The organism is Sphingomonas dokdonensis, assembly GCF_002197685.1.
GTDB lineage: Bacteria > Pseudomonadota > Alphaproteobacteria > Sphingomonadales > Sphingomonadaceae > Sphingomonas > Sphingomonas dokdonensis.
The window spans coordinates 887086-908078 of sequence record NZ_NBBI01000001.1 but is presented as its reverse complement, the minus strand read 5'-3'; the positions used below and the strand labels follow the sequence as shown (position 1 = coordinate 908078).

The following is a 20993-nucleotide window of genomic DNA, read 5'->3' as shown; positions in this document are numbered from 1 at the left end:
GGCAGGGGCTATGCGCAACCCTCATTGTGCCACAGCCGGGCGACTTCCTGCCATGATCAACGCCCTCGGGCTTCTGAAACGCCGGCGCTTTCTGCCGCTTTTCGTCACGCAATTCCTCGGCGCCTTCAACGACAATCTGTTCAAGACCTCGATGGTCCTCTTCGCGACCTACGAGATCTTCCAGAGTGAGCAGCAGGAAAGCTTCTTCAACGCGCTCGCCGCCGCGCTTTTCATTCTCCCCTTCTTTCTGCTGTCCGCGCTGTCGGGCCAATTGGCCGACACGATGGACAAGGCGCGGATCATCCGCGTGGTGAAGATCGTCGAGTTCGGCATCATGGCGCTGGGCTGCGGCGGCTTGCTGCTGGCACGCACCGGTCAGGTCACGCTGCCGATTGTGATGATGCTCGGCGCGGTCGTCGGCCTCGGCATCCACTCCACCTTCTTCAGCCCGATCAAATACGCCATCCTGCCCCAGCATCTGGATGACGGGGACGTGCTCGGCGGCACCGGGCTGGTCGAGGCCGGCACGTACCTGTCGATCCTGCTCGGTACGATCCTCGCCGGTTTCATCTACGAATCGATCCCGCTGATCGCGGCGCTGACGTTCCTGGTTGCCGCGCTCGGCTATATGAGCGCGCGCATGGTCCCCGCCGCCCCGCGGCTCGGTCCGCCGCTGAAGCTCGATTACAATCCGCTGCGCGCCTCCTGGCGCCTCGTCGCCGGCACCATGCACATCCCGCGGCTGTTCCTGGCGATCTGTGCGATCAGCTTCTTCTGGACGATCGGCTCGGTGCTCGTCGTGATCTTCCCACCGTTGGTAAAGAACGTCCTCACCGCCGACGCGAGCGTCGCCAGCCTCGTGCTGGCGATCTTCTCGATCGGCGTGGCGATCGGATCGGTGGTGATCAATCTCATGCTGCGCGGCCATATTTCCGCGCGCTATTCGCCCGCATCGGTCATCGCGATGGGCGCGGCGGTGCTCGCCTTCTGGTTCGTCGCCAACCGCTGGGACGCCGCACCCGCCGGCACGCTCTACAATATCGCCGCATTCGTCCGCCATCCCGGCGCGCCGCTGGTGCTGCTGACGCTGATGTTCGTCGCGATCTTCGGCGGCATGTTCGTGGTGCCGCTCTACGCCTTTCTCACCACCACCGTGCCCAAGGATCAGACCGCGCGCACGGTGGCCGCGAACAACGTGGTGAACGCCGGCGCGATGACGATCGGTTCGGCCGCGGTTGCCGGCATCACGGCGCTCGGCGCAACGGCCAGTCAGTTGCTGCTGCTCGTCGCCGGCATGTGCCTCGTTTCAGCCTGGATCGCGCAGCGCCTGCATCGCGCCTGCGACTGAGCGGTCCTTCAGGCCAATCAGGCGATCATGGTGTAGAAGCACACGAAAAAGGCGGTGAAGCTCAGCACGAACAACTTAAGATCTTGGTCGTCCCCGCGCTTCGCCTTCGCCTCGGCCTGAACCAGCGTGCGGCGGATGGGATGGCGAGCCGGCTCGGCGGTGATGAAGCGTCGTTGCATGGTGACATGGTTAACGCCGCGTTTACGATTTGGCACCAGCCTGAAAGAGGCTGCGGCCCGAGTGTCCGAGGATGGTACAGGAGAGAAAGATGCCGCTCTACGAGTTCAAGGGCCAGCGCCCCACCTGTCACGACACCGCCTGGGTCGCGCCGAGCGCCGATGTGGTCGGCGACGTGCGGCTCGCGGAGGACACCAGCGTCTGGTTCGGCGCGGTGATCCGCGGCGACAACACTACCATCCCGATCGGCGCGCGCAGCAACATACAGGAGGGCGCGATGCTCCATTCCGATCCCGATTCGCCGCTGACCGTCGGCGAGGACTGCACCATCGGGCACCACGCGATCCTGCACGGCTGCACCATCGGCAACCGCGTGCTCATCGGCATGGGGGCGACGATCCTCAATCGCGCGCACATTCCCGACGATTGCATCATCGGCGCGAACGCTTTGGTGACCGAGGGCAAGACCTTTCCGCCGCGCAGCCTCATCGTCGGCAGCCCCGCCAAGGCGGTGCGCGAACTCGACGACCGGGCCGTCGCGGGGCTGAAGATATCGGCCGCGCATTATGTCGAAAACGGCCGCGCCGCCGCCACCGGTCTGAAGCGCGTCGACTGAGGCTGCGCAGGTGCTGGACAGGTGATTACTCACCCGACATAACAATCCTTATGTCAGTGCCAGCCATCCTGTCCCGCTTGCGCCTGCCGGTTATCGGCTCGCCGCTGTTCATCATTTCCGGCCCGGATCTCGTCATTGCGCAATGCAAGGCGGGCGTGGTCGGCTCCTTCCCGGCGCTCAATGCCCGTCCGCAGGGATTGCTGGACGAGTGGCTGCACCGGATCACCGAGGAACTGGCAGCGCACAACCGCGACAATCCCGATCGCCCCGCCGCCCCCTTCGCCGTCAACCAGATCGTCCACAAGTCGAACGATCGCCTCGACGCGGACCTCGCCACCTGTGAAAAGTGGCAGGTGCCGATCACCATTACCTCGCTCGGCGCGCGTGAGGAGCTCAACCAGGCCGTCCACAATTGGGGCGGCATCACCATGCACGACGTGATCGACGATCGCTTCGCACGCAAGGCGATCGAAAAGGGCGCCGATGGCCTGATCCCCGTCGCAGCCGGTGCAGGCGGTCACGCCGGTCGCCTGTCGCCCTTCGCGCTTATCAGCGAGATCCGTCAGTGGTTCGACGGCCCCGTCGCGCTGTCGGGGTCGATCGCCACCGGCGACGCCGTGCTCGCCGCGCAGGCGATGGGCGCCGATTTCGCCTATATCGGCTCGCCCTTCATCGCCACCGAGGAAGCGAATGCCGACGAGGGATACAAGAACGGCATCGTCGAGGGCCGCGCCTCCGACATCGTCTATTCCAACCTCTTCACCGGCGTGCACGGCAACTACCTGCGCGGCTCGATCGTCGCGGCCGGGCTGGACCCCGACAATCTGCCCGAGGGCGACTACAAGACCATGAACTTCGGCCAGAACTCCAATGGTGAGCCGGCCAAAGCCAAGGCATGGCGCGACATCTGGGGCTCGGGCCAGGGCATCGGCGCGGTGCAAAAGGTCGAGTCGGTCGCCGACCGGATCGATCGCATGGAGCGCGAGTATAACGCGGCCAAGGCCCGGATCGGCCTCGCCGCCTAACGGCATCCGCTGCGGCCACGTCTGCAGCGATCGCAAACAACAACGCGCCGTCGGATCATTCCGGCGGCGCGTTTTCATGTGGCTACTTCGGAAGACCAGCGCACCTCAGGCACGCTGCCGGACCCGCTTATTCGTCGCCGCCCGCCTCGTCGGCGCTATCGTCGCCCTCGTTGTCCGCAGGCCGCTGGAAATACGCCTCCACCGGGCCGGTCAGCTTGATCGTCAGTGGCCGCCCACGCCGATCGACCTTCTTGCCCAGCGCCACGCGGATCCACCCCTCGGAGATGGAATATTCCTCCACGTCGTTCCGCTCGACACCCTTGAACCGGATGCCGATGCCCCGCTCCAGCGTCGGCTGGTCGAAATAGGGGCTGGAAGGGTCGATCGAGAGATGGTCTGGCGGTGTGTCGGTCATGGCCTGCGCGCCTAACCGATCGCCGCGCTGCGCAAAACACAAAAAAAGCGGCGCGGAAGATCGAGTCTCCCGCGCCGCCCCCTGCGTGACCTCGTCGTCGGCCCGTCAGCCGCTCAGCGGCAGACGCGCACCGGCACCTGCTGGCCGTAATAGGGATCCCACCGCCACTGCTGGAAACAGCGCGGTCCGCGCCAAGCCCGGCGATTGGGATTGTAATAGTTGCGCGGATAATAGCCGTCATAGCCATTGTAGCCGCGATACCCGCCCCGATAACCGTAATAGGGGCCGCGGTTGCTCGACGCGATCGCCGCGCCAAGGCCGAGGCCGATCACGCCGCCGATCAGCGCGCCGGCCGCCGCGTCGCCGCCGCGATCATAGCCGCGATGCCAGCGTTGCGCCGTGGCCGGGGTAGCAGTGGCAAGCGCCGACGCGGCGAGCGCCGACCCCAGTCCTGCCTTCATCAAAAATCCATTCATCTCGAACCTCCTCATACAAAACGCTCGGTCCGCTCTGAGGGTGTAAACGCACGATACCGTGAGCGTGTTCAATGTTATGGCCGAGTCGCGCTGAACCCACCCGGAATGGTGTGTTCATCTTTTGTTTATGGAGTGATTGATGCGTTTCTGGTTGTTGCGGTCCGAACCCGATGTTTACGGCTGGGATCATCTGATCCGCGATGGCGAGACAGAGTGGGACGGCATCCGCAACTATACCGCGCGCAATTTCCTGAAGGAGATGACCCCCGGCGACCGCGCGATCTTCTACCATTCCAACAAGGAGAAAGCGGCTGTCGGGGTGATGGAGATCACCCGCGCCTGGAAGCCTGATGGCGAGAACGGCACCTGGGCCTCGGTCGCGGTGCGTCCGATCGAGAAGCTCCCCACCCCCGTCCCGCTCGCCACGATCAAGGCCGAACCGCGCCTCGCCACGCTGGAGGTGCTGCGCCAGAGCCGCCTGTCGGTCACGCCGGTGCGCGACGCGGAATGGGCGGTGCTGATGGAGCTCGGCGGGCTGGGCTGAACCCGCCTGCCCTTCCCGTCAGAACTCGCGAACGACGCGCAGTCCGGCCGTCGGGCGCGCGCGCTGTTCGCGCAGCTTCTCGACCCCGATCGAAAATTGCAGATTGGCGGACGGCGACACCTGCTGGTGCACCTGCGGGCTAAGCTTCACGCTGCGTTCGGCACCACCCGCAACGTTCAGTTCCGCGCCCAGCACCGTGCCCGGCTTGGCATCATAGAATAAGGCATGGTTCAGCAGCAGCGCGTTGCTGCCCTCCCCGCCGTCGGGTCGAATGTCGTCCAGCCCGATCATGTTCATCGTGCTCCATCGTTCGCTCATTCGGTGCCCGGCCAGATACAGCAGCGTGTTGGTGTAGCGGCCAGTCTCGCGGTGATAGACGCCAAGATATTGCACCCCATGCGCGCTGCGCCCGTCAGCCGAAGCGCCCAGCGACGATTGCAGGCCCAGTTTGTACGCTGCCACCCGCCGCCCATCGAACGGCAGCTCCAGTTCGACCGCATGGCCGTTGGCATAGGCATATTCGACCTCGGGCGCCCATTCGGTCTCGGACGCGCGGAATGGCGAACCCGTCTGCGCCAGCACATTGGCCTCCAACTCGCCCCGCTTCGCGCCGAGCGGGCGGACCATGTCGAAGATCATCGGCTCCGGGATGTCCGGGTAGGTTTCAGATTGAGCGGTGCCGGCCAGCAGGGCAAACGGCATGGTGGCGCAAAGCAGGCGCATGAAATCTCCCGATGATCGTTGATCACCGGCACGCTACGGGCGGGGCCACCCCCACACCAGTTTCAAAGCGTTGCGCAGGACGCCGTTTGGATCGGCACCGTCCGCCCTTCATCCGCTGACCGGATCGCCGCTTCGATCACCGCCATCACGCCAAGCGCCTCATCGGGCGGCACCGGGTTCGGCCCCTGCCCACGGATCGCCGCCGCCAGCGCCCGATAGAAATGTCGTTGGTCGCCGCGCACCAGCGTCATGGCACGCGCGCCCTCGCCGTCGTGCAAGATCAGCGGGTCGTCATCCTCGCCCCAGCCCAGCGCACCCGGCACCATGCCGGCGAGCAATTGCGCTTCCTGCTGGTCGCCGCGCTGCTTCACCAGGCTGCCACCCGTGCCGTGCACCGTGAAGCGCGCGGTGCCGCCCGCCACCAGCATGCTTGCCTGAAGCACGATCCGCTTGCCCGGGTAATGCAGCACGACATGCGCCCAATCGTCGGCCAACGCGCCAGGGCGCAGCGCCGCCAGGCTCGCCTCGACCCGCTCGGGCATGCCGAACAGCAGCAGCGCCTGATCGACGAGGTGCGGCCCCAGGTCATACCAGATCCCGCCGCCACCCTCGGCACGCTCGCGCCAGCGATCGCGCACCATCGGGCGAAAACGATCGAAGTGGCTCTCGAAATGCACGACATCGCCGATCGCGCCGTCCGCGATGGCGGCCTGCACCGACAGAAAGTCACTGTCCCAGCGCCGATTGTGAAACACGGCGAGCAGACGCTCCGCGCGCGTCGCGGCCTCAGCCACCGTTCTCGCCTCTTCAAGGCCGAGCGCAAAGGGCTTCTCGACCACGACATGCTTGTCGGCGTTCAAAGCGGCAAGCGCCAGCGGCGCATGGCTGTCGTTCGGGCTGGCGACGACGACCACATCCACGTCGTCGCGCGCCACCAATTCGGCCGCTGTTCGCACAACGACCGCTTCGGGCAGCAGCGCTGCCGCCACGTCCGGCTGCGACGAGGCGACGGCGGTAATCGCCATCCCCTCGGTCGCGCCGATCAGCGGGACGTGAAACGTGCGTCCCGCATAACCAAGGCCGATCAGGCCAACCCGGATCGGCCGTTCGCTCAAGCCGCCTCGGCCGACCGCTTGTTGCGCTTGCGCTCGTTCGAATCGAGGAAGCGCTTGCGCAGGCGGATCGTCTTGGGCGTCACCTCGACCATCTCGTCATCGTCGATGTACGCGATGGCCTGCTCCAGCGTCATCTTCTTCGGCGGGGTCAGGCGGATCGCATCGTCCTTGCCGCCCGATGCGCGGAAGTTCGTCAGCTGCTTCGCCTTCATCGGGTTGACCTCAAGGTCTTCCGTCTTGGCGTTCTCGCCGATGATCATGCCCTCGTAGAGCGCCTCGCCATGCCCGACGAACAGGATGCCGCGCGCCTCGAGCGGGCCAAGGGCATAGCCCTGCGCTTCGCCCGCACCGTTCGAGATCAGCACGCCGTTCTTGCGGCCCTCGATCGCGCCCTTGTGCGGGCCGTACTTCTCGAACAGCCGGTTCATGATGCCGGTGCCGCGCGTGTCCGACAGGAACTCGCCGTGATAGCCGATCATCCCGCGGCTCGGCGCGGAGAAGGTGATGCGCGTCTTGCCGCCGCCCGACGGGCGCATGTCGGTCATCTCGGCCTTGCGCAGGTTCATCTTCTCGACGACCGTGCCCGAATATTCCTCGTCCACGTCGATGATGACGGTTTCGTACGGCTCGGTGCGCTTGCCGTTCTCGTCTTCGCGGAAGAGCACGCGTGGGCGGCTGATGCCGAGCTCGAAGCCTTCGCGCCGCATCGTCTCGATCAGCACGCCCAGCTGAAGCTCGCCGCGGCCGGCGACTTCGTAGCTGTCGCGATCGCTCGATTCGGTCACCTTGATCGCGACGTTCGATTCGGCCTCGCGGAACAGGCGGTCGCGGATCATGCGGCTCGTCACCTTGCTGCCCTCGCGACCCGCCATCGGCGAATCGTTCACCGCAAAGCGCATCGACAGCGTCGGCGGATCGATCGGCTGCGCCTGGATCGCCTCGGTCACGGTCGTGTCGGCAATGGTGTTCGACACCGTCGCGACGGTCAGGCCGGCAAGGCTGATGATGTCGCCCGCCTTCGCCTCGTCGGTCGGCACGCGCTCCAGGCCCTGGAACGTCATGATCTTCGACGCGCGGCCGGTCTCGACCACCTTGCCGTCCATGTCGAGCGCGTGGATCGGCTGGTTCACCTTCACCGTGCCCGAGTTGACGCGGCCCGTCAGCACGCGGCCGAGGAAGTTGTCGCGATCGAGCAGCGTCACGAGGAACGTGAACGGCGCATCGACGTCCAGCGCCGGCGGCGGCACGTGATCGACGATCTTCTGGAACATCGGGGTCAGCGTGCCCTCGCGCCGCTCGGGATCGTCGCTGGCATAACCGTTGCGGCCCGACGCGTAGAGCACCGGGAAATCGAGCTGCTCGTCGTTCGCATCGAGGCTGACGAACAGGTCGAACACCTCGTCAAGCACTTCCTGAATGCGCTGGTCGGGCCGATCGACCTTGTTGACGACCACGATCGGGCGCAGGCCCAACGCGAGCGCCTTGCCCGTCACGAATTTCGTCTGCGGCATCGCGCCTTCCGACGAATCGACCAGCAGAATGACGCCGTCGACCATCGACAGGATGCGCTCCACCTCGCCGCCGAAGTCGGCGTGGCCCGGCGTGTCGACGATGTTGATCCGCGTGCCTTCCCACTCGATCGACGTCGGCTTCGCCAGAATGGTGATGCCGCGCTCCTTCTCGAGGTCGTTCGAATCCATCGCGCGCTCCTCAACGCGCTGATTGTCTCGGAACGTGCCCGATTGACGGAACAATTGGTCAACAAGAGTGGTCTTGCCATGATCGACGTGCGCGATGATGGCGATGTTGCGCAGATTCATACGATTTCCTGGATGGCCGCCACGGCGTGGCCGCATTCCGGGCGCGCATAGCCGAAACAGTCCGCCAGCGCCACCCTTCGCGCCCGCAGCAGACGGTACTGGCCAGCGTACGGCGAAACGCGGCCAATTTTCGCCGGGTACAGGCCGACCGTTACCGCTGCGCGGCCATCTGACTCCAGCGCCGGCCCAGAAACCTTGGCGTTCCAACAGCAGCGTATTATATCCCTGACACACTTGAACGAAGACCCGTCTGGCGTCATCGTAACGGCAACGCTGGAGGACCAACATGGCGAGCAACCCCGACACGATCACCGCGACCGAGCCGGTGCTGAAGCTGACGCCGCCCGATCCCGTCCCCTCCGTCACGGCCGAAAAGGCCGCTGGTCTCGTGCCCGTGGACGAGGGCACCAAGTCCAAGCTCGAAGAGCGCGCGGACTATGCCGTCCAGCAATTGCTGGAGCGTGACGCCAATAGTCCCGAGTTCGGCAAGGTTGTCGATGCGATCACCAACATGGGCGCCAAGGAGATCCGCGACGCCGCTGGCCAGTCGAACAGGTTTCTTGATCGTCCGGTGCGTGCCATGGACCAGGAAACCGGCGTCGGCAAAGATCTCGCCCAGCTACGCCGTGTCGTCGAAGATTTGGATCCCGGCAAGAAGGGTAATCTGACCGCGCCGCAAAAGCTGTTCGGCATCATCCCGTTTGGCGGCAAGATGCGCAATTACTTCGACAGCTACAAGTCGAGCCAGACGCACATCGCGTCCATCCTTAAGAGCCTTGCTTCGGGCAAGGACGAACTCCTGATGGACAATGCCTCCATCGACACCGAGCGCGCCAATCTCTGGAGCGCGATGGGCAAGCTGGAACAGATGATCCAGCTCTCGCGCATGCTCGACCAGAAGCTGGAGGACAAGGCGAACGACCTTGACGCCACCGATCCGGCAAAGGCCAAGGCGATCCGCGAGGGCGCCCTGTTCTACGCCCGCCAGCGCACGCAGGACCTGCTGACCCAGATGGCGGTCACGGTGCAGGGCTATCTCGCGCTCGACCTCGTCAAGAAGAACAACGTCGAGTTGATCAAGGGCGTCGACCGCGCCTCCACCACCACGGTCTCCGCGCTGCGCACCGCGGTGACGGTCGCACAGGCCATGACGAACCAGAAGCTGGTGCTCGAACAGATCACACAGCTTAACACCACCACGGCGGGGATCATTGATTCCACAGGAAAAATGCTCCGGTCGAACACCGCGCGTATCCACGAGCAGGCGGCAAGCTCCGCCATCCCGCTGGAGACGCTGCAGCGCGCATTCCAGAACATCTACGAGACGATGGACGCGATCGACACCTTCAAGCTGAAGGCGCTCGATTCGATGAAGTCCACCGTCAATACGCTCTCCAACGAGGTGGAGAAATCACGCGGCTATATCGCGCGTGCAGAGGGTGCCGCGCAGAACCGCCTCGGGTCGTCGCCTGAAACGTTCAAGCTGGAGTCGCTGTGACCTCGTACGAGACCAACGAGGCGCTCGCCCGCGCGCGCGGCACGCTCGATCGGGTGAAGCTCCAATCCTTTGAGGGGCTGCCGACCGCCCGCCGCCCACGCCAGGGTCGAAGCCTGGCAAAGCGGGTCGCGGCGATCGGCGGCGCCAATGCCGCGATCCTGTTGGTTGCAGCGATCATCGGGCTGGCAGTCGTGCCGCTCGGCATCTTCGGCGCGCTGGCCGTCATGATGATGATGCTCGCAGTGACGCTCGCGATCGCCTTCGCGCCGGGACCGCGCCCAGTCACGGTAGAAAAGCTGGCAAAAAGCGACCTTAAGGCATTGCCAATGCAGACAACGCGCTGGCTGGATGCGCAGCGCCCGGCGCTTCCGGCGCCTGCGGTTCAGGTCTCCGATCGCATCGGCTTGCGCCTCGACACCTTGGGCAAGCAACTCGCCTCCGTGGATGACAGCACCCCCGCCGCGGCAGACATCCGCCGGCTGGTTGGCGAGCAGCTGCCGGACTTTGTCCGCGATTATCAACGCGTGCCGCGCGAGCTGCGCGGGACCGAGCGAAACGGCAAAACGCCCGACCGGCAACTGGTCGAGGGCCTCGAACTGATCGAGCGCGAGATCGGCCAGTTGACCGAGGAACTCGCGAGCAACGATCTCGATTCGCTCGAAACCCGCGGCCGCTTTCTTGAGATGAAGTATAAGGACGGCGACCCAGCGTAGCGGGCACCGGCGCTGCCGCCTGCTAAGTCGAGACGCTTAATGGACGCGACAGCGTCACATTGATGCGCTAGCGTTGCCTGTATGAACGAACGTGTCCTCGCCTTCGACGGCATCCACAACTTTCGCGACTATGGCGGCTACACGGCGCGCGACGGGCGGCTTCGCCAGGGCGTTCTGTGGCGCTCGGGCCAGCATGCCGATGCGACCCCGGACGACCTGGCGGGTGTCGGGGATCTGGGCATCACCACCGTGGTCGACCTGCGCGGCGACAGTGAGCGGCAGTTGATGCCCTGCTTGCGCCATGACGGCTTCGACGGCTTGGTGCTGTTCGCGCCGGGCGAGACGGCGGGTTCGGAACTGGCGCCGCACGAAGAGGCCGGGCGCGGCATCACCACCGCGGACGAAGCCCGCGCGGCGATGACGCGGCTGTACGAGAACATGCCGTATCGCGACGTTCTCGTCCGCTCGCTGACCCTCTATTTCGAGGCATTGGCGACGCGCGAGGGACCCAGCCTGCTGCATTGTCTCGCCGGCAAGGATCGCACCGGGCTCGCCGCCGCCCTGCTTCATCGCTTGCTCGGCGTGCACGAGGACGATGTGATGGAGGACTATCTCCTCACCAACAAGGCCGGCAATCAGAAGCGCCGCATTGCCGCCGCCGGCGATTCGATCCGGCAGCGCTACGGCGCGCAGATCACCGACGAGGCGATCGAAACGCTGATGGGTGTCGACGCAATGTACCTCGACGCCGCCACCCGCACGATCAACGAACGCTATGGCTCGGCCGAGCGCTATGCCGAGGAGGTGCTGGGCGTCGATGCTGCACGGCGCGAGGCGCTGCGGGGTAAGCTGATCGCCTGACCATGCGCGCGGGGCTGTGGCGGCGCGTCAACCGCCGCTCACCAGTCCCCAAAGCATCCAGCCGTTCAAGCCCACGATGACGGCAGCGATCGCCCAGGCGAGCGCCACCAGCCAGGTAGGCGCCGCCAGCGGGCCCATCAGACGCCGGCTGCCGGTGAACGCCACGAGCGGCAATACGGCAAAGGGAAGTTGAAGGCTCAGCACCACCTGGCTCAGCACCAGCAGCTGCGTCGCCCCACTTTCACCAGCCACCACCACGCCGATCACCGCTGGGATGATCGCCAACCCGCGGGTGATCAGGCGCCGCAACCAGAGCGGCAGGCGAATGTGCAGAAACCCTTCCATCACGATCTGCCCGGCAAGCGTGCCGGTCACCGTGGAATTTTGCCCGCTGGCGAGAAGCGCGATGGCGAAGACGACACTTGCCCCGCCTACGCCCAGCATCGGCGCGAGCAGGCGGTGCGCTTCCTCGATCTCGGCCACTTCGGTGCGCCCCGCCACGTGAAACGTCGCCGCAGCCAGCACCAGGATCGCGGCATTGATGAAGAATGCGAGTCCCAGACTGACCGTCGAGTCGATCGTCGCCATGGTCAGCGCGTCGCGCTTTTCGGCCAGCTCCTTGCCCACCGCCCGCGTCTGCACGATCGCGGAATGCAGATACAGGTTATGCGGCATCACCGTCGCGCCGAGAATGCCGATCGCAATGTAGAGCATGAGCGGGTTGCTGACGATCTCGGTGGACGGGATCAGCCCAACCGCCGCTGCGCCCCAGTCCGGCCCCGCCCAGGCCAGCTCAAGCGCGAAGCACCCGGCGATGATGACCAGAAGCGAGGCAACGAACGCCTCCAAGCGGCGAAACCCATAGCGTTGCAACGCAAGGATCAGAAACACGTCAAGCGCCGTCACACACACGCCCGCGACCAGCGGCATGTTGAACAGCAGCTTCAGCGCGATTGCCGTGCCCAGCACCTCGGCAAGATCACACGCGATGATCGCAATCTCGCATAAGGCCCAAAGAACAAACGATATCGGCCGCGAATATTGCTGCCGGCACGCCTGCGCCAAATCCATTCCGACGCCGATACCTAGCCGAGCGGACAAGGCCTGCAGGACGATCGCCATCAGGTTGGAAAGCAGGATGACGCTGAGCAGCGTATAGCCGAATGCCGAACCACCGGCGATGTCGGTCGCCCAATTGCCCGGGTCCATATAGCCGACAGCGACCAGCCAGCCTGGCCCGGCAAAGGCGAGCAATCGCCGCCAAAAGCCTGCGCCCTGCGGAACCGTAATGGAGCCATGCACCTCGGGTAGCGATCGCATCAGCTCGGCGGCGGGCGGTGTCATCTCACCTGCCATGCGAAACTCGTCGCCAGGTTTCAACCGTGCACCCGCGCTAGGATGGCGGCGTTGCGCTCGGCGAGCTTCGGGTCACGCTGCGCCGGCGCGGTCATGATCGCGCCATCCAGCGTCGTGTCGATCGGCGACGGTGTGCGAACGGCAGGCAACAGGCGGATCAATGCGGCGATCGTTGCACGGGCGAGCGCGCCGTTCGCCGCCATCTGAGCGACGATTTCACCCGTCGTCACCGGCGCTTCATCCTCTCGCCAGCTATCATAGTCGGTGATCATGCCGATCAGCGCATACGGCAGCTCGGCCTCCCGCGCGAGCCGCGCCTCGGGCATCCCGGTCATGCCGATCACGTCGCATCCCCATTGACGGTAGAGCCGGCTTTCCGCCCGCGTCGAGAATTGTGGCCCCTCCATCGCCAGATAGGTCGCGCGCTCGGCCACGCGCCCACCCGCTGCCTGCACCGCCGCCGCGGCAAAGGCCGAGAGTCGCTCGCACACCGGATCGGCCAGTGAGACGTGTGTCACCAAACCGGTGCCGAAGAAGCTTGCCGGACGCTGCACCGTGCGGTCGACGAACTGATCGATAACCGCGAAGCGGCCAGGCTCCAACTCCTCACGAAGCGAACCGACGGAGGAGATGGCGATCACATCGGTGCACCCGGCACGCTTCAGGGCATCGATATTGGCCCGTGCAGGTATCGCGTCAGGGGAGATCCGATGTCCGCGACCGTGCCGCGGCAGGAAGCGTAGCGCCACCTCGCCGATCCGGCCGAACAGGATGTCATCGGATGGCTCGCCCCACGGTGTGGAAACCGAGCGCCATTCCGCATCCTCCAGCCCGTCGATCGCGTAAAGCCCGGAGCCACCGATGATCCCAATCGTCCATTGCGTGTTCATCGCGTTCCTCCGATAACATCGCCATGACGATCTTTCGCGCTTCTGTCGCCGTTTTTGCGCTCACCCTCGCGGGAGCAGCGCACGCCGCCCAGCCGATCGCCGGCCGCTGGCTGACGGAGGATGGCGCCGCGATCGTTCAGGTCGGTCCATGTGGTACGAGCACCTGCGGCAGAATTGCCGCCGTGGTGAAGGCGCGCCCGGGTGCGCCGACCACCGATGTGAATAATCCCGATGCCAAGCTGCGTAGTCGGCCCATGGTCGGCTTGCCGATCCTTTCGGGTTTCACCCAGTCGGGCGACGAATGGCGCGGCCGGATCTACGATCCGCGCAATGGCAAGAGCTACAAGTCGATCGTGACGCGCGGCGAGAACGACACGCTGCGGGTAAAAGGCTGCATCGCCTTCATCTGCCAGACGCAGGTGTGGAAAGCCGCCCGCTGATCGGGCAAGCAGGGCGGCCATCCTACGGATGCATGCCGCCCCGGCAGGCCGTTCACTCCACGGTGACGGACTTCGCCAGATTGCGCGGCTGATCGACGTCGGTGCCCTTCGCGACTGCCACGTGGTAGGCAAGCAACTGAACCGGCACTGCATAGACCAGGGGCGCGATTAACGGCGCAACCTTTGGCATCTCAATCGTCGCGATGGTGTTCTCACCCGCCTGCGCAATGCCCTCGGCATCGGAGATCAGCACCACCTGTGCGCCGCGCGCCTGCGCCTCCTGCATGTTGCTGACGGTCTTGTCGAACAACGGGCCGGAGGGGGCGATGACGATCAGCGGCACGGCTTCGTCGATCAACGCGATCGGCCCGTGCTTCATTTCACCCGAGGCATAACCTTCGGCGTGGATGTAGCTGATTTCCTTCAGTTTCAGCGCACCCTCAAGCGCCAGCGGAAACTCCGGGCCACGCCCCAAATAGAGGACGTCGCGTGCCGCGGCGATCTTGGGCGCCATGGCTTCGATGTCACCGTCATGCCCCAGCGCTTCACTCATCGCCTCGGGCACCTGCTGCAGTTGCTGCACCACATCCGCCTCGTCGCCCAACCGGCCCTTTGCACGCGCCAGATTGGCCGCGAATGCCGCCATCACGGCAAGCTGGCAGGTAAACGCCTTGGTCGAGGCGACGCCGATTTCCGGCCCCGCGTGGGTTGGCATCAGCAGATCGACCTCGCGCGCCATCGAGCTCGTCGGCACGTTGATGATGCCTGCGGTCGTCACACCTGCCGCGCGCATGTGCCGCAGCGCGGCGAGCGTATCAGCGGTCTCGCCAGACTGCGAGATCACGATGCCCAGGGTGTTGGGCAGCAGCACCGGATCACGATAACGATATTCGCTCGCCACATCGACCTCGACAGGCACCCGTGCAAGCTGCTCGATCCAGTATTTGCCGATCATCCCGACATAGCTCGCCGTACCGCACGCCACGATGGCGACGCGCTCGATTGCCGACAGATCGAAATCCATGTCCGGCAGCGCGACCTTGGATTCGAGCGGCCGCAGGTACGAACGCAGCGTCTGCGCCACGACGACCGGCTGCTCGTAGATCTCCTTTTGCATGAAGTGCCGGTGATTGCCCTTGTCGATCAACTGGCCCGACGCGCCGGAGTTGACGATCGGCCGCGTCACCGCATTGTTGTCGCGGTCGTAGATCTCCACGGCCTCGCGCGTGATCGCGACCCAGTCACCTTCTTCCAGATACGCGATACGCTGGGTCAGCGGCGCCAGTGCGAGCGCATCGGACCCCAAATAGTTCTCGCCATCGCCATAGCCCACCGTCAGCGGCGCGCCGAGCCGTGCGCCGAGCAGCAGATCGGGATGTGTGCGCACCATCACGCCCAGCGCGAAGGCGCCGTGCAGCATCGGCAGCACCGTCGCCAGCGCCGCGCGTGGCGCCGCGCCATTCTCGATCTCCCGGGCGATCAGGTGCGCGACCACTTCGGTGTCGGTCTGGCTGCGAAACTCGCGTCCCTGTGCGATCAGTTCGTCCCGCAGCGGCTTGAAGTTCTCGATGATGCCATTGTGGACCACCACCACGTCGCCAACGATATGCGGGTGCGCATTGTCCTCGGTCGGTGCGCCGTGCGTCGCCCAGCGCGTGTGCGCAATGCCGGCCATCCCGGCCAAGGGCTCTTCGGCCAGGCGCTGCGCCAGATTCTTCAGCTTGCCCGGCGCGCGGCGACGATCGAACCGATCGTCATGGATCGTGCAGATGCCCGCCGAATCGTAGCCGCGATATTCAAGCCGCTTGAGCCCGTCGAGCAACCGATCAGCGACTGGCTCGCCGCCCATGATACCAACAATTCCACACATTTACTTTGCTTCCTTACGCGCACGCATCAGCTTGCGGAAACGCTCTGCCCAGCCGGACTTGCTGGTCTGCGGTGGTCGGACGAGCGCCAGCGCGTCCGCCGGCACATCGGCGGTGATGGTCGACCCTGCCCCCACGATCGCGCCCTCGCCGATCGTGACGGGCGCGACGAGTGCCGAGTTCGAACCCACAAACGCGCCTGCTCCGATCACCGTCCTGTACTTGAAAAAGCCGTCGTAATTGCAGGTAATCGTTCCCGCGCCGATATTGGCCTTGGCGCCGATTTCGGCATCACCAAGATAGGTCAGGTGGTTGGCCTTCGCCCCCTCGCCCAACCGGGCCTTCTTCATTTCGACAAAATTGCCGACGCGCGAGCCGCGCTCCATCACCGCCCCGGGGCGCAGCCGGGCGTAAGGTCCGACGGATGCATCAGCGGCGACTTGCGCGCCCTCCAGATGGCTGAAGGCGTGGATCGTCACATCGTCGGCGATCGTCACGCCCGGCCCGAAGATCACATTTGGTTCGATCGTGACGTCGCGGCCGATCACCGTATCATGGCTGAACCAGACGGTGTCAGGCGCCACCAGGCTCGCGCCGTCCGCCATCGCCTGTTGGCGCCGTGCCTGCTGCCACGCCTCTTCCACCACCGCAAGCTCCGCCCGGCTGTTCACCCCGGCGACTTCGCCGGCGGTCGTCTCGATCACGGCGGACGCACGCCCGTCCGCCGCGGCGAGCATCACGATATCGGGCAGGTAATATTCGCCCGCCGCATTGTCGTTGCCGACCCGGTCCAGCAGCGCGAACAGATCCTCGCCCGCTACGGCCATCAGCCCCGAATTGCACAGGTCGACGGCACGCTCCTCAGCGGTCGCGTCCTTGAACTCGACCATCTTGCCAATGCGGCCGTCCGCGTCGGCAATGATCCGACCATAGGCGCCGGGATCGCTCGGACGAAAGCCAAGCACGACCACGGCCGGCGCATCCGCCTCGTGCAGGCGCGCGACCATCCGCTCCATCGTCTCCGGCGAAACCAGCGGCACGTCGCCATACAGAATCAGCACGTCACCGGTGAAACCCTGCAACGCGTCAGCCGCCTGCGCCACCGCGTGCCCGGTGCCAAGCTGCTCCGCCTGATGCGCCACGCTGACGCCTAGCGGCGCGACGGCCGCCTCCACCTGCTCGCGCCCGGCACCGACCACCACCACCGTCTTCACCGGCTTCAGCCCGGCTGCGCTGTCCAGCAGGTGACGCAGCATCGGCTTGCCGGCGATCGGGTGCAGCACCTTGTGCCGCGCGGACTTCATCCGCGTGCCTTTGCCGGCGGCCAGCACGATTACGGCGAGGGGACGGTGCGTCATGGCGCGGCCTTGCCATCACATGCTTGCCATTTCCATAGCAAGCGGCCACCCCGCGCGACGATGCAGCCATTTCCTTTTGAAATCGTCGGTTTCGATCTCGACGGCACGCTTCTCGACACCAGCGGAGACCTAGCCGCCGCGGTGAACCACGCGCTTGCGCAGGCGGATCGCCCACCGCTGAGCGTCGATGCCATCAAGCCGATGATCGGCGGCGGCGCGCGGCACATGCTGGCACAGGGCCTGGCGGCGACCGGTGGGGCGGATGAGGCGTTGCTGGATCGGCTGCACCGCGTCCTGCTTGACTATTACGCGCGCAATCTGTCGGTTCACACGGGCCCCTACCCCGGCGCCGTCGCGGCACTGGATGCCCTGAAGGCCCGCGGCGTGAAGGTTGCGGTGGTGACCAACAAGCTGGAGGGGTTCGCGCACGATGTGCTGCGCGATGTCGGCCTGCTCGACCGCCTGTCGTGCATGATCGGCGGTGACACCCTTGGGCCGGGAAACAGCAAACCCTCGCCCGCCCCGATCCGCGCGATGATCGAGCAATCGGGCGGCGGACGCGCCGCGTTCGTCGGCGATTCGATCTTTGATGTCGCCGCAGCGCACGCCGCCGGCATTCCCGCAATCGCCTGCCGCTTCGGTTTTCTGATGCAGCCGGTGGAGGAACTGGGAGCGGAAGCGATCATTGACCATTTCGACGATCTGCTGCCCGCATTGGAGCGACTGGGATGAGGCTGTTGCCCCCCGCCTTCTGGCGCCTCCTACTCGCCATCACCGGCGTCGTCGTCCTCACCATGGCGCTGCTGCCGAATCCGCCAGAGGTGCCGATCGACAACGACAAATACCGGCACATGCTCGCGTTCGGCACCCTCACGATCCTGTCCGTTGCTGCTTACCCGAGCACGCCGCTGCTACGCATCGGTGAGCGGCTGTCGTTTCTCGGCGCGATGATCGAGGTGGTTCAGTCGATCCCGGCGCTGCATCGCGATTGCGACATCATGGACTGGGTTGCCGATACGGCGGTGATCATCGGCGTTCTGCTGGTGGTGGCGGTGGTTCGCGGTCGCCGGCAGTCTTCCGCCATTTGATCCACAGATGCCGTGCCAGCATCGCTGGCGGCATCCGCAGCCAGTGCGAGCGCACGTAAAAGGCGAGCCGCGTCGCCGGTCGGGTCGCGCGACCCCAGCCGTCGCGCGCCAGCAATCGCCGCCGGTACCAATGATCCACCGTGCTCAGTTTCGCCCAAGCGTCCGGCACCGGCGTGGCGAACAGATCATGCGAGAGCCGAACGGCGCGGGCGACGACAGCCGCCGCCTCATGTTCGACGGCCGCCGCGGACAGCGCGATCCAGAAGTCGCCATCGTTCTCGCTGAATTCGCGCAGCAGCCGGTCGATATCCCACAGATTGCGCAGGCCACCGCTGAGATCGCCATCACCGAACAGGTGGATCGCCGCATGAACGACCATGTCGGGCGGGCTCAGCATGGCTAGACCATTTGCAAGCGGCACCGCCCGCGCGATCAGTTTGGCGGCATCGGGCGTGATCCGCGCGGTCGGCGGCAAAATGGTGTGATGCACATCGATCATCCGGTCTCGCTCCGGATGGATCAGCGGCGGCAGCTCATGCATCCACTGCCGGTAATAGGCGTCGTCGTAAGGGTCGGGCTTCACCCACATCCAGCCGTGCGCAAGCAGGGCCTCCTCCACGGCGGCGAGGCTTGCGTGCGGCACCAGAATATCGAGGTCGCCGATCGACCGTCCTTGTCCGGCATCAAGGCCCGCCGCCGCAAAGGCGGTGCCCTTCAACAGGATCACCGGCGCGTCCGCGTCGCGCAGCGCGCGCCGCGCCATTTCGGCCTCCCACAATGCTTGCCGCCGCCCTTCGAGCGCCGTCGCGCTGGCGTCCGCCAACACGGCGCGCACCCGTGTCGGCACATCGAGGCCGTCCAGCCGGGCCGCAAGCGTACCGATCAACTGCTCGGCGCGGGCAACGGCGAGCACGCCGGTCCAATCCGCATCATTCAGCGCCTGCGCGCCAGCCGGATCGACGAGCAGCGCTGCCAAGGTGCGGGCGGGCGTCACCACAATGCCTCGATCATCGTCGCGGCCGTTTCCACGTCCGGATAATCGATCGCCGCGCGCGTTACGCCGCGCACCAGGCCGGTCAGGGCAGCAAAACCACGTTCACCAAGGATGACGTAATTGGTGGAGGCCTGCGTCAAGCGCACGAATGCTTCCCCCGCCCCCACCGGTCGTTGCTCCGCCGCCAGGCCGAAGCGAGGAAAAAGCAACAATACCGGCCGCGCCGGCTGCTCGCCAGCGGCAAGCCCATCAGGCATGGGCACCAGATGGCGGATCGCCCCCTTTGGCGTATCACGCATCAGCGGCCCCCAGTGCGCGTCTGGAAAGGCTGCCGCAGCGACATCGATGGCGCCGTTCTTCAGGCTGACGGGGCGCGGAAACGGATGGATCAGGCCGGAACTCGGCTCCAGCAGCACGAACTCGTCGGCCATCAGCCGCCATCCGCGCGCCTGGAGCAGCGCGGCCAGCGTCGACTTGCCGGCGCCGGACTCGCCGGTCATCACGATGGCACGGTCGTCGCGCGCCACGGCTGCCGCGTGCAGCAGCAGAAAGCGTCGCTGCCCCATCGCCATCTGCAGGTTCATGCCCATCTCGGCAGCGAGCAGCCCATGTGCGACCGGCAGCGGCGCGGCATCAGGGATCACGTAGTCGCCCTCGATCATCACCGACGGGCGTACCCAGCGGCGCCAGGGGCGGCTCGGCGCCAACCGAACGGTGAAGTCCGGCACGCCTACATCCTGCGGATAGTCGCGGTACAGCGCGCGCAGCTGGCGGATCGGTTCGGGCCACGCCGATCCGATGCGGAAGCTGACCGGCCCCACCCGAACGTGAAAGCTGTGCCTCATGCCCGCTCGATCAGCCCCGCGATCGCCATCTCGTCCAGCATCGCCGCAAGCCCGTCGCGATCACCGTCGACCAGTTCGAATTCTCGCTCCAGATCGTCCAGCGTTAACCAGCGCGCAGCCATAGCCGCGAGCAGATCCGGCACTGGAGGGGCGACCAGATGCGTGATGCCGGAGGCGCGGTGGAACACCGCCACCAGTTCGTCCAGATCGGCCAACACCACATCGGCGGCCGGCGGCGCGCGATAGCGCGTCGCGCTCACCGATCAGCGCCGCGGCATCTGGAGTGAAGCGAAACAGGTGAAGCCGGTCGTTCCGCTGCGCAGGTTCTGCACATATTTCAAATAGGCGCGGCTGCGGTCGTAATCGACGCCCGGCAGATTGCCGCCGGTGGCAAGCGCGCGCCGTACGTCTTCGCCTTTCAGCGGGCGGCCGGGCGGTGCGAAGGCGCCCTGCGTTCCGGCCGGCACGAGTTGTCCAGCGGCATCGATATAGCTACCGGCGCGACCGGGATCGGGCACCGGAATTTCGCAGGTCAGCACCGAGCCATAGGCCTGCGCCATGGCAGGCCGGATCGAAACAACCGCCACGGCGCCCACCGCGCCGATGCGCAGCGCGCGACGGCGCTGCGGCTGCGCCGGCTGATCGTGATCGATGGGATCGGTCATGGGGCCTCTTTCTCGCACAACGCCCTTCCATAATCCTAACGCGGGCACAAGAAGCGCGACATGCCCCGTGCCGCGATGGGACGATCGGGCGCTGGATTGCGCGGGATGGACAATCACCCGTGCGACGCTCAAACCCCGAACGACCGTAGCGCAAACGA

General features: G+C 65.7%; 24 protein-coding genes. 10 read left to right on the top strand and 14 right to left on the bottom strand.

What is annotated here, in order from left to right; translation table 11 throughout:
- Positions 1–52 precede the first annotated feature (52 nt).
- Positions 53–1348, top strand: a complete 1296-nt coding sequence (locus tag SPDO_RS04260; RefSeq protein ID WP_088366142.1) for an MFS transporter — start codon at positions 53–55, stop codon at positions 1346–1348.
- 17 nt (positions 1349–1365) lie between these two features.
- Here the strand turns inward: SPDO_RS04260 and SPDO_RS16910 are convergent, their stop codons facing one another.
- On the bottom strand, positions 1366–1527 hold the full coding sequence (locus SPDO_RS16910) for a hypothetical protein (protein ID WP_169716235.1): 162 nt from the start codon (positions 1525–1527) through the stop codon (positions 1366–1368).
- 89 nt (positions 1528–1616) lie between these two features.
- Here SPDO_RS16910 and SPDO_RS04255 point away from each other — a divergent pair, with 89 nt between their 5' ends.
- The gene (locus tag SPDO_RS04255; RefSeq protein ID WP_088366141.1) at positions 1617–2141 is read left to right on the top strand and encodes a gamma carbonic anhydrase family protein; all 525 of its coding nucleotides are present in this window, start codon (positions 1617–1619) and stop codon (positions 2139–2141) included.
- A 50-nt stretch (positions 2142–2191) separates the two neighbouring features.
- Positions 2192–3166, top strand: a complete 975-nt coding sequence (locus tag SPDO_RS04250) for an NAD(P)H-dependent flavin oxidoreductase (RefSeq protein ID WP_088366140.1) — start codon at positions 2192–2194, stop codon at positions 3164–3166.
- Between the two features lie 127 nt (positions 3167–3293).
- Here the strand turns inward: SPDO_RS04250 and SPDO_RS04245 are convergent, their stop codons facing one another.
- Positions 3294–3581 (bottom strand): DUF3297 family protein, encoded by a 288-nt coding sequence (locus SPDO_RS04245; protein WP_088366139.1) that lies wholly within the window; start codon positions 3579–3581, stop codon positions 3294–3296.
- 113 nt (positions 3582–3694) lie between these two features.
- Positions 3695–4042 (bottom strand): hypothetical protein, encoded by a 348-nt coding sequence (locus SPDO_RS04240; RefSeq protein ID WP_342746651.1) that lies wholly within the window; start codon positions 4040–4042, stop codon positions 3695–3697.
- 154 nt (positions 4043–4196) lie between these two features.
- On the opposite strand from SPDO_RS04240, the gene SPDO_RS04235 reads away from it, so the two are divergent.
- Positions 4197–4601: an EVE domain-containing protein gene (locus SPDO_RS04235; RefSeq protein ID WP_088366137.1), complete on the top strand. Its 405-nt coding sequence runs from the start codon at positions 4197–4199 to the stop codon at positions 4599–4601.
- Positions 4602–4619: 18 nt separating this feature from the next.
- Here SPDO_RS04235 and SPDO_RS04230 read toward each other — a convergent pair whose 3' ends face one another.
- From SPDO_RS04230 to typA, 3 genes are all read right to left on the bottom strand, one after another.
- On the bottom strand, positions 4620–5324 hold the full coding sequence (locus SPDO_RS04230; protein ID WP_245829093.1) for a hypothetical protein: 705 nt from the start codon (positions 5322–5324) through the stop codon (positions 4620–4622).
- 62 nt (positions 5325–5386) lie between these two features.
- Positions 5387–6439, bottom strand: coding sequence for an oxidoreductase (locus tag SPDO_RS04225; RefSeq protein ID WP_088366136.1), 1053 nt, complete (start codon positions 6437–6439; stop codon positions 5387–5389).
- Positions 6436–8259: a translational GTPase TypA gene (typA, locus tag SPDO_RS04220; RefSeq protein ID WP_088366135.1), complete on the bottom strand. Its 1824-nt coding sequence runs from the start codon at positions 8257–8259 to the stop codon at positions 6436–6438. Before typA ends, SPDO_RS04225 begins: the two co-directional genes overlap by 4 nt.
- A gap of 286 nt (positions 8260–8545) precedes the next feature.
- Here typA and SPDO_RS04215 point away from each other — a divergent pair, with 286 nt between their 5' ends.
- The 3 genes from SPDO_RS04215 to SPDO_RS04205 all read left to right on the top strand — a co-directional run bounded on the left by SPDO_RS04215 (position 8546) and on the right by SPDO_RS04205 (position 11331).
- Positions 8546–9757 carry a toxic anion resistance protein gene (locus tag SPDO_RS04215; protein ID WP_088366134.1) on the top strand — a complete coding sequence of 404 codons (1212 nt, stop codon included), beginning with the start codon at positions 8546–8548 and terminating at the stop codon, positions 9755–9757.
- Entirely contained in the window at positions 9754–10470 is a 717-nt protein-coding gene (locus tag SPDO_RS04210; protein ID WP_088366133.1) for a hypothetical protein, read from the top strand. The genes SPDO_RS04215 and SPDO_RS04210 overlap by 4 nt, the downstream gene beginning before the upstream one ends.
- Before the next feature lie 81 nt (positions 10471–10551).
- Entirely contained in the window at positions 10552–11331 is a 780-nt protein-coding gene (locus SPDO_RS04205; protein ID WP_088366132.1) for a tyrosine-protein phosphatase, read from the top strand.
- A 27-nt stretch (positions 11332–11358) separates the two neighbouring features.
- On the opposite strand, the gene SPDO_RS04200 is transcribed toward SPDO_RS04205, so the two are convergent.
- Positions 11359–12687: an Nramp family divalent metal transporter gene (locus SPDO_RS04200; protein ID WP_245829090.1), complete on the bottom strand. Its 1329-nt coding sequence runs from the start codon at positions 12685–12687 to the stop codon at positions 11359–11361.
- Between the two features lie 20 nt (positions 12688–12707).
- Positions 12708–13577 (bottom strand): S-methyl-5'-thioadenosine phosphorylase, encoded by an 870-nt coding sequence (gene mtnP / locus SPDO_RS04195; protein ID WP_088366130.1) that lies wholly within the window; start codon positions 13575–13577, stop codon positions 12708–12710.
- A 23-nt stretch (positions 13578–13600) separates the two neighbouring features.
- On the opposite strand from mtnP, the gene SPDO_RS04190 reads away from it, so the two are divergent.
- The gene (locus SPDO_RS04190; protein ID WP_088366129.1) at positions 13601–14017 is read left to right on the top strand and encodes a DUF2147 domain-containing protein; all 417 of its coding nucleotides are present in this window, start codon (positions 13601–13603) and stop codon (positions 14015–14017) included.
- Positions 14018–14069: 52 nt separating this feature from the next.
- On the opposite strand, the gene glmS is transcribed toward SPDO_RS04190, so the two are convergent.
- Both glmS and glmU read right to left on the bottom strand, forming a co-directional pair.
- Positions 14070–15887 (bottom strand): glutamine--fructose-6-phosphate transaminase (isomerizing), encoded by a 1818-nt coding sequence (gene glmS, locus SPDO_RS04185; protein WP_088366128.1) that lies wholly within the window; start codon positions 15885–15887, stop codon positions 14070–14072.
- The gene (gene glmU / locus SPDO_RS04180) at positions 15888–17243 is read right to left on the bottom strand and encodes a bifunctional UDP-N-acetylglucosamine diphosphorylase/glucosamine-1-phosphate N-acetyltransferase GlmU (protein ID WP_088366127.1); all 1356 of its coding nucleotides are present in this window, start codon (positions 17241–17243) and stop codon (positions 15888–15890) included. It abuts the gene before it with no gap.
- Between the two features lie 60 nt (positions 17244–17303).
- Here glmU and SPDO_RS04175 point away from each other — a divergent pair, with 60 nt between their 5' ends.
- Both SPDO_RS04175 and SPDO_RS04170 read left to right on the top strand, forming a co-directional pair.
- On the top strand, positions 17304–17975 hold the full coding sequence (locus SPDO_RS04175) for an HAD-IA family hydrolase (RefSeq protein ID WP_088366126.1): 672 nt from the start codon (positions 17304–17306) through the stop codon (positions 17973–17975).
- The gene (locus SPDO_RS04170; protein WP_088366125.1) at positions 17972–18331 is read left to right on the top strand and encodes a VanZ family protein; all 360 of its coding nucleotides are present in this window, start codon (positions 17972–17974) and stop codon (positions 18329–18331) included. Before SPDO_RS04175 ends, SPDO_RS04170 begins: the two co-directional genes overlap by 4 nt.
- Here SPDO_RS04170 and SPDO_RS04165 read toward each other — a convergent pair.
- From SPDO_RS04165 to SPDO_RS04150, 4 genes are read right to left on the bottom strand one after another with little or no spacing between them, the layout of a single operon-like run.
- Positions 18270–19325, bottom strand: coding sequence for a nucleotidyltransferase domain-containing protein (locus SPDO_RS04165; protein ID WP_088366377.1), 1056 nt, complete (start codon positions 19323–19325; stop codon positions 18270–18272). The genes SPDO_RS04170 and SPDO_RS04165 overlap by 62 nt on opposite strands.
- Positions 19322–20170 (bottom strand): HprK-related kinase A, encoded by an 849-nt coding sequence (locus tag SPDO_RS04160; RefSeq protein ID WP_088366124.1) that lies wholly within the window; start codon positions 20168–20170, stop codon positions 19322–19324. Before SPDO_RS04160 ends, SPDO_RS04165 begins: the two co-directional genes overlap by 4 nt.
- Complete coding sequence (locus SPDO_RS04155; RefSeq protein WP_143559573.1) at positions 20167–20430, bottom strand: HPr-rel-A system PqqD family peptide chaperone; 264 nt, start codon at positions 20428–20430, stop codon at positions 20167–20169. Before SPDO_RS04155 ends, SPDO_RS04160 begins: the two co-directional genes overlap by 4 nt.
- A gap of 3 nt (positions 20431–20433) precedes the next feature.
- The gene (locus SPDO_RS04150; protein ID WP_088366123.1) at positions 20434–20835 is read right to left on the bottom strand and encodes a hypothetical protein; all 402 of its coding nucleotides are present in this window, start codon (positions 20833–20835) and stop codon (positions 20434–20436) included.
- Between the last annotated feature and the right edge of the window lie 158 nt (positions 20836–20993).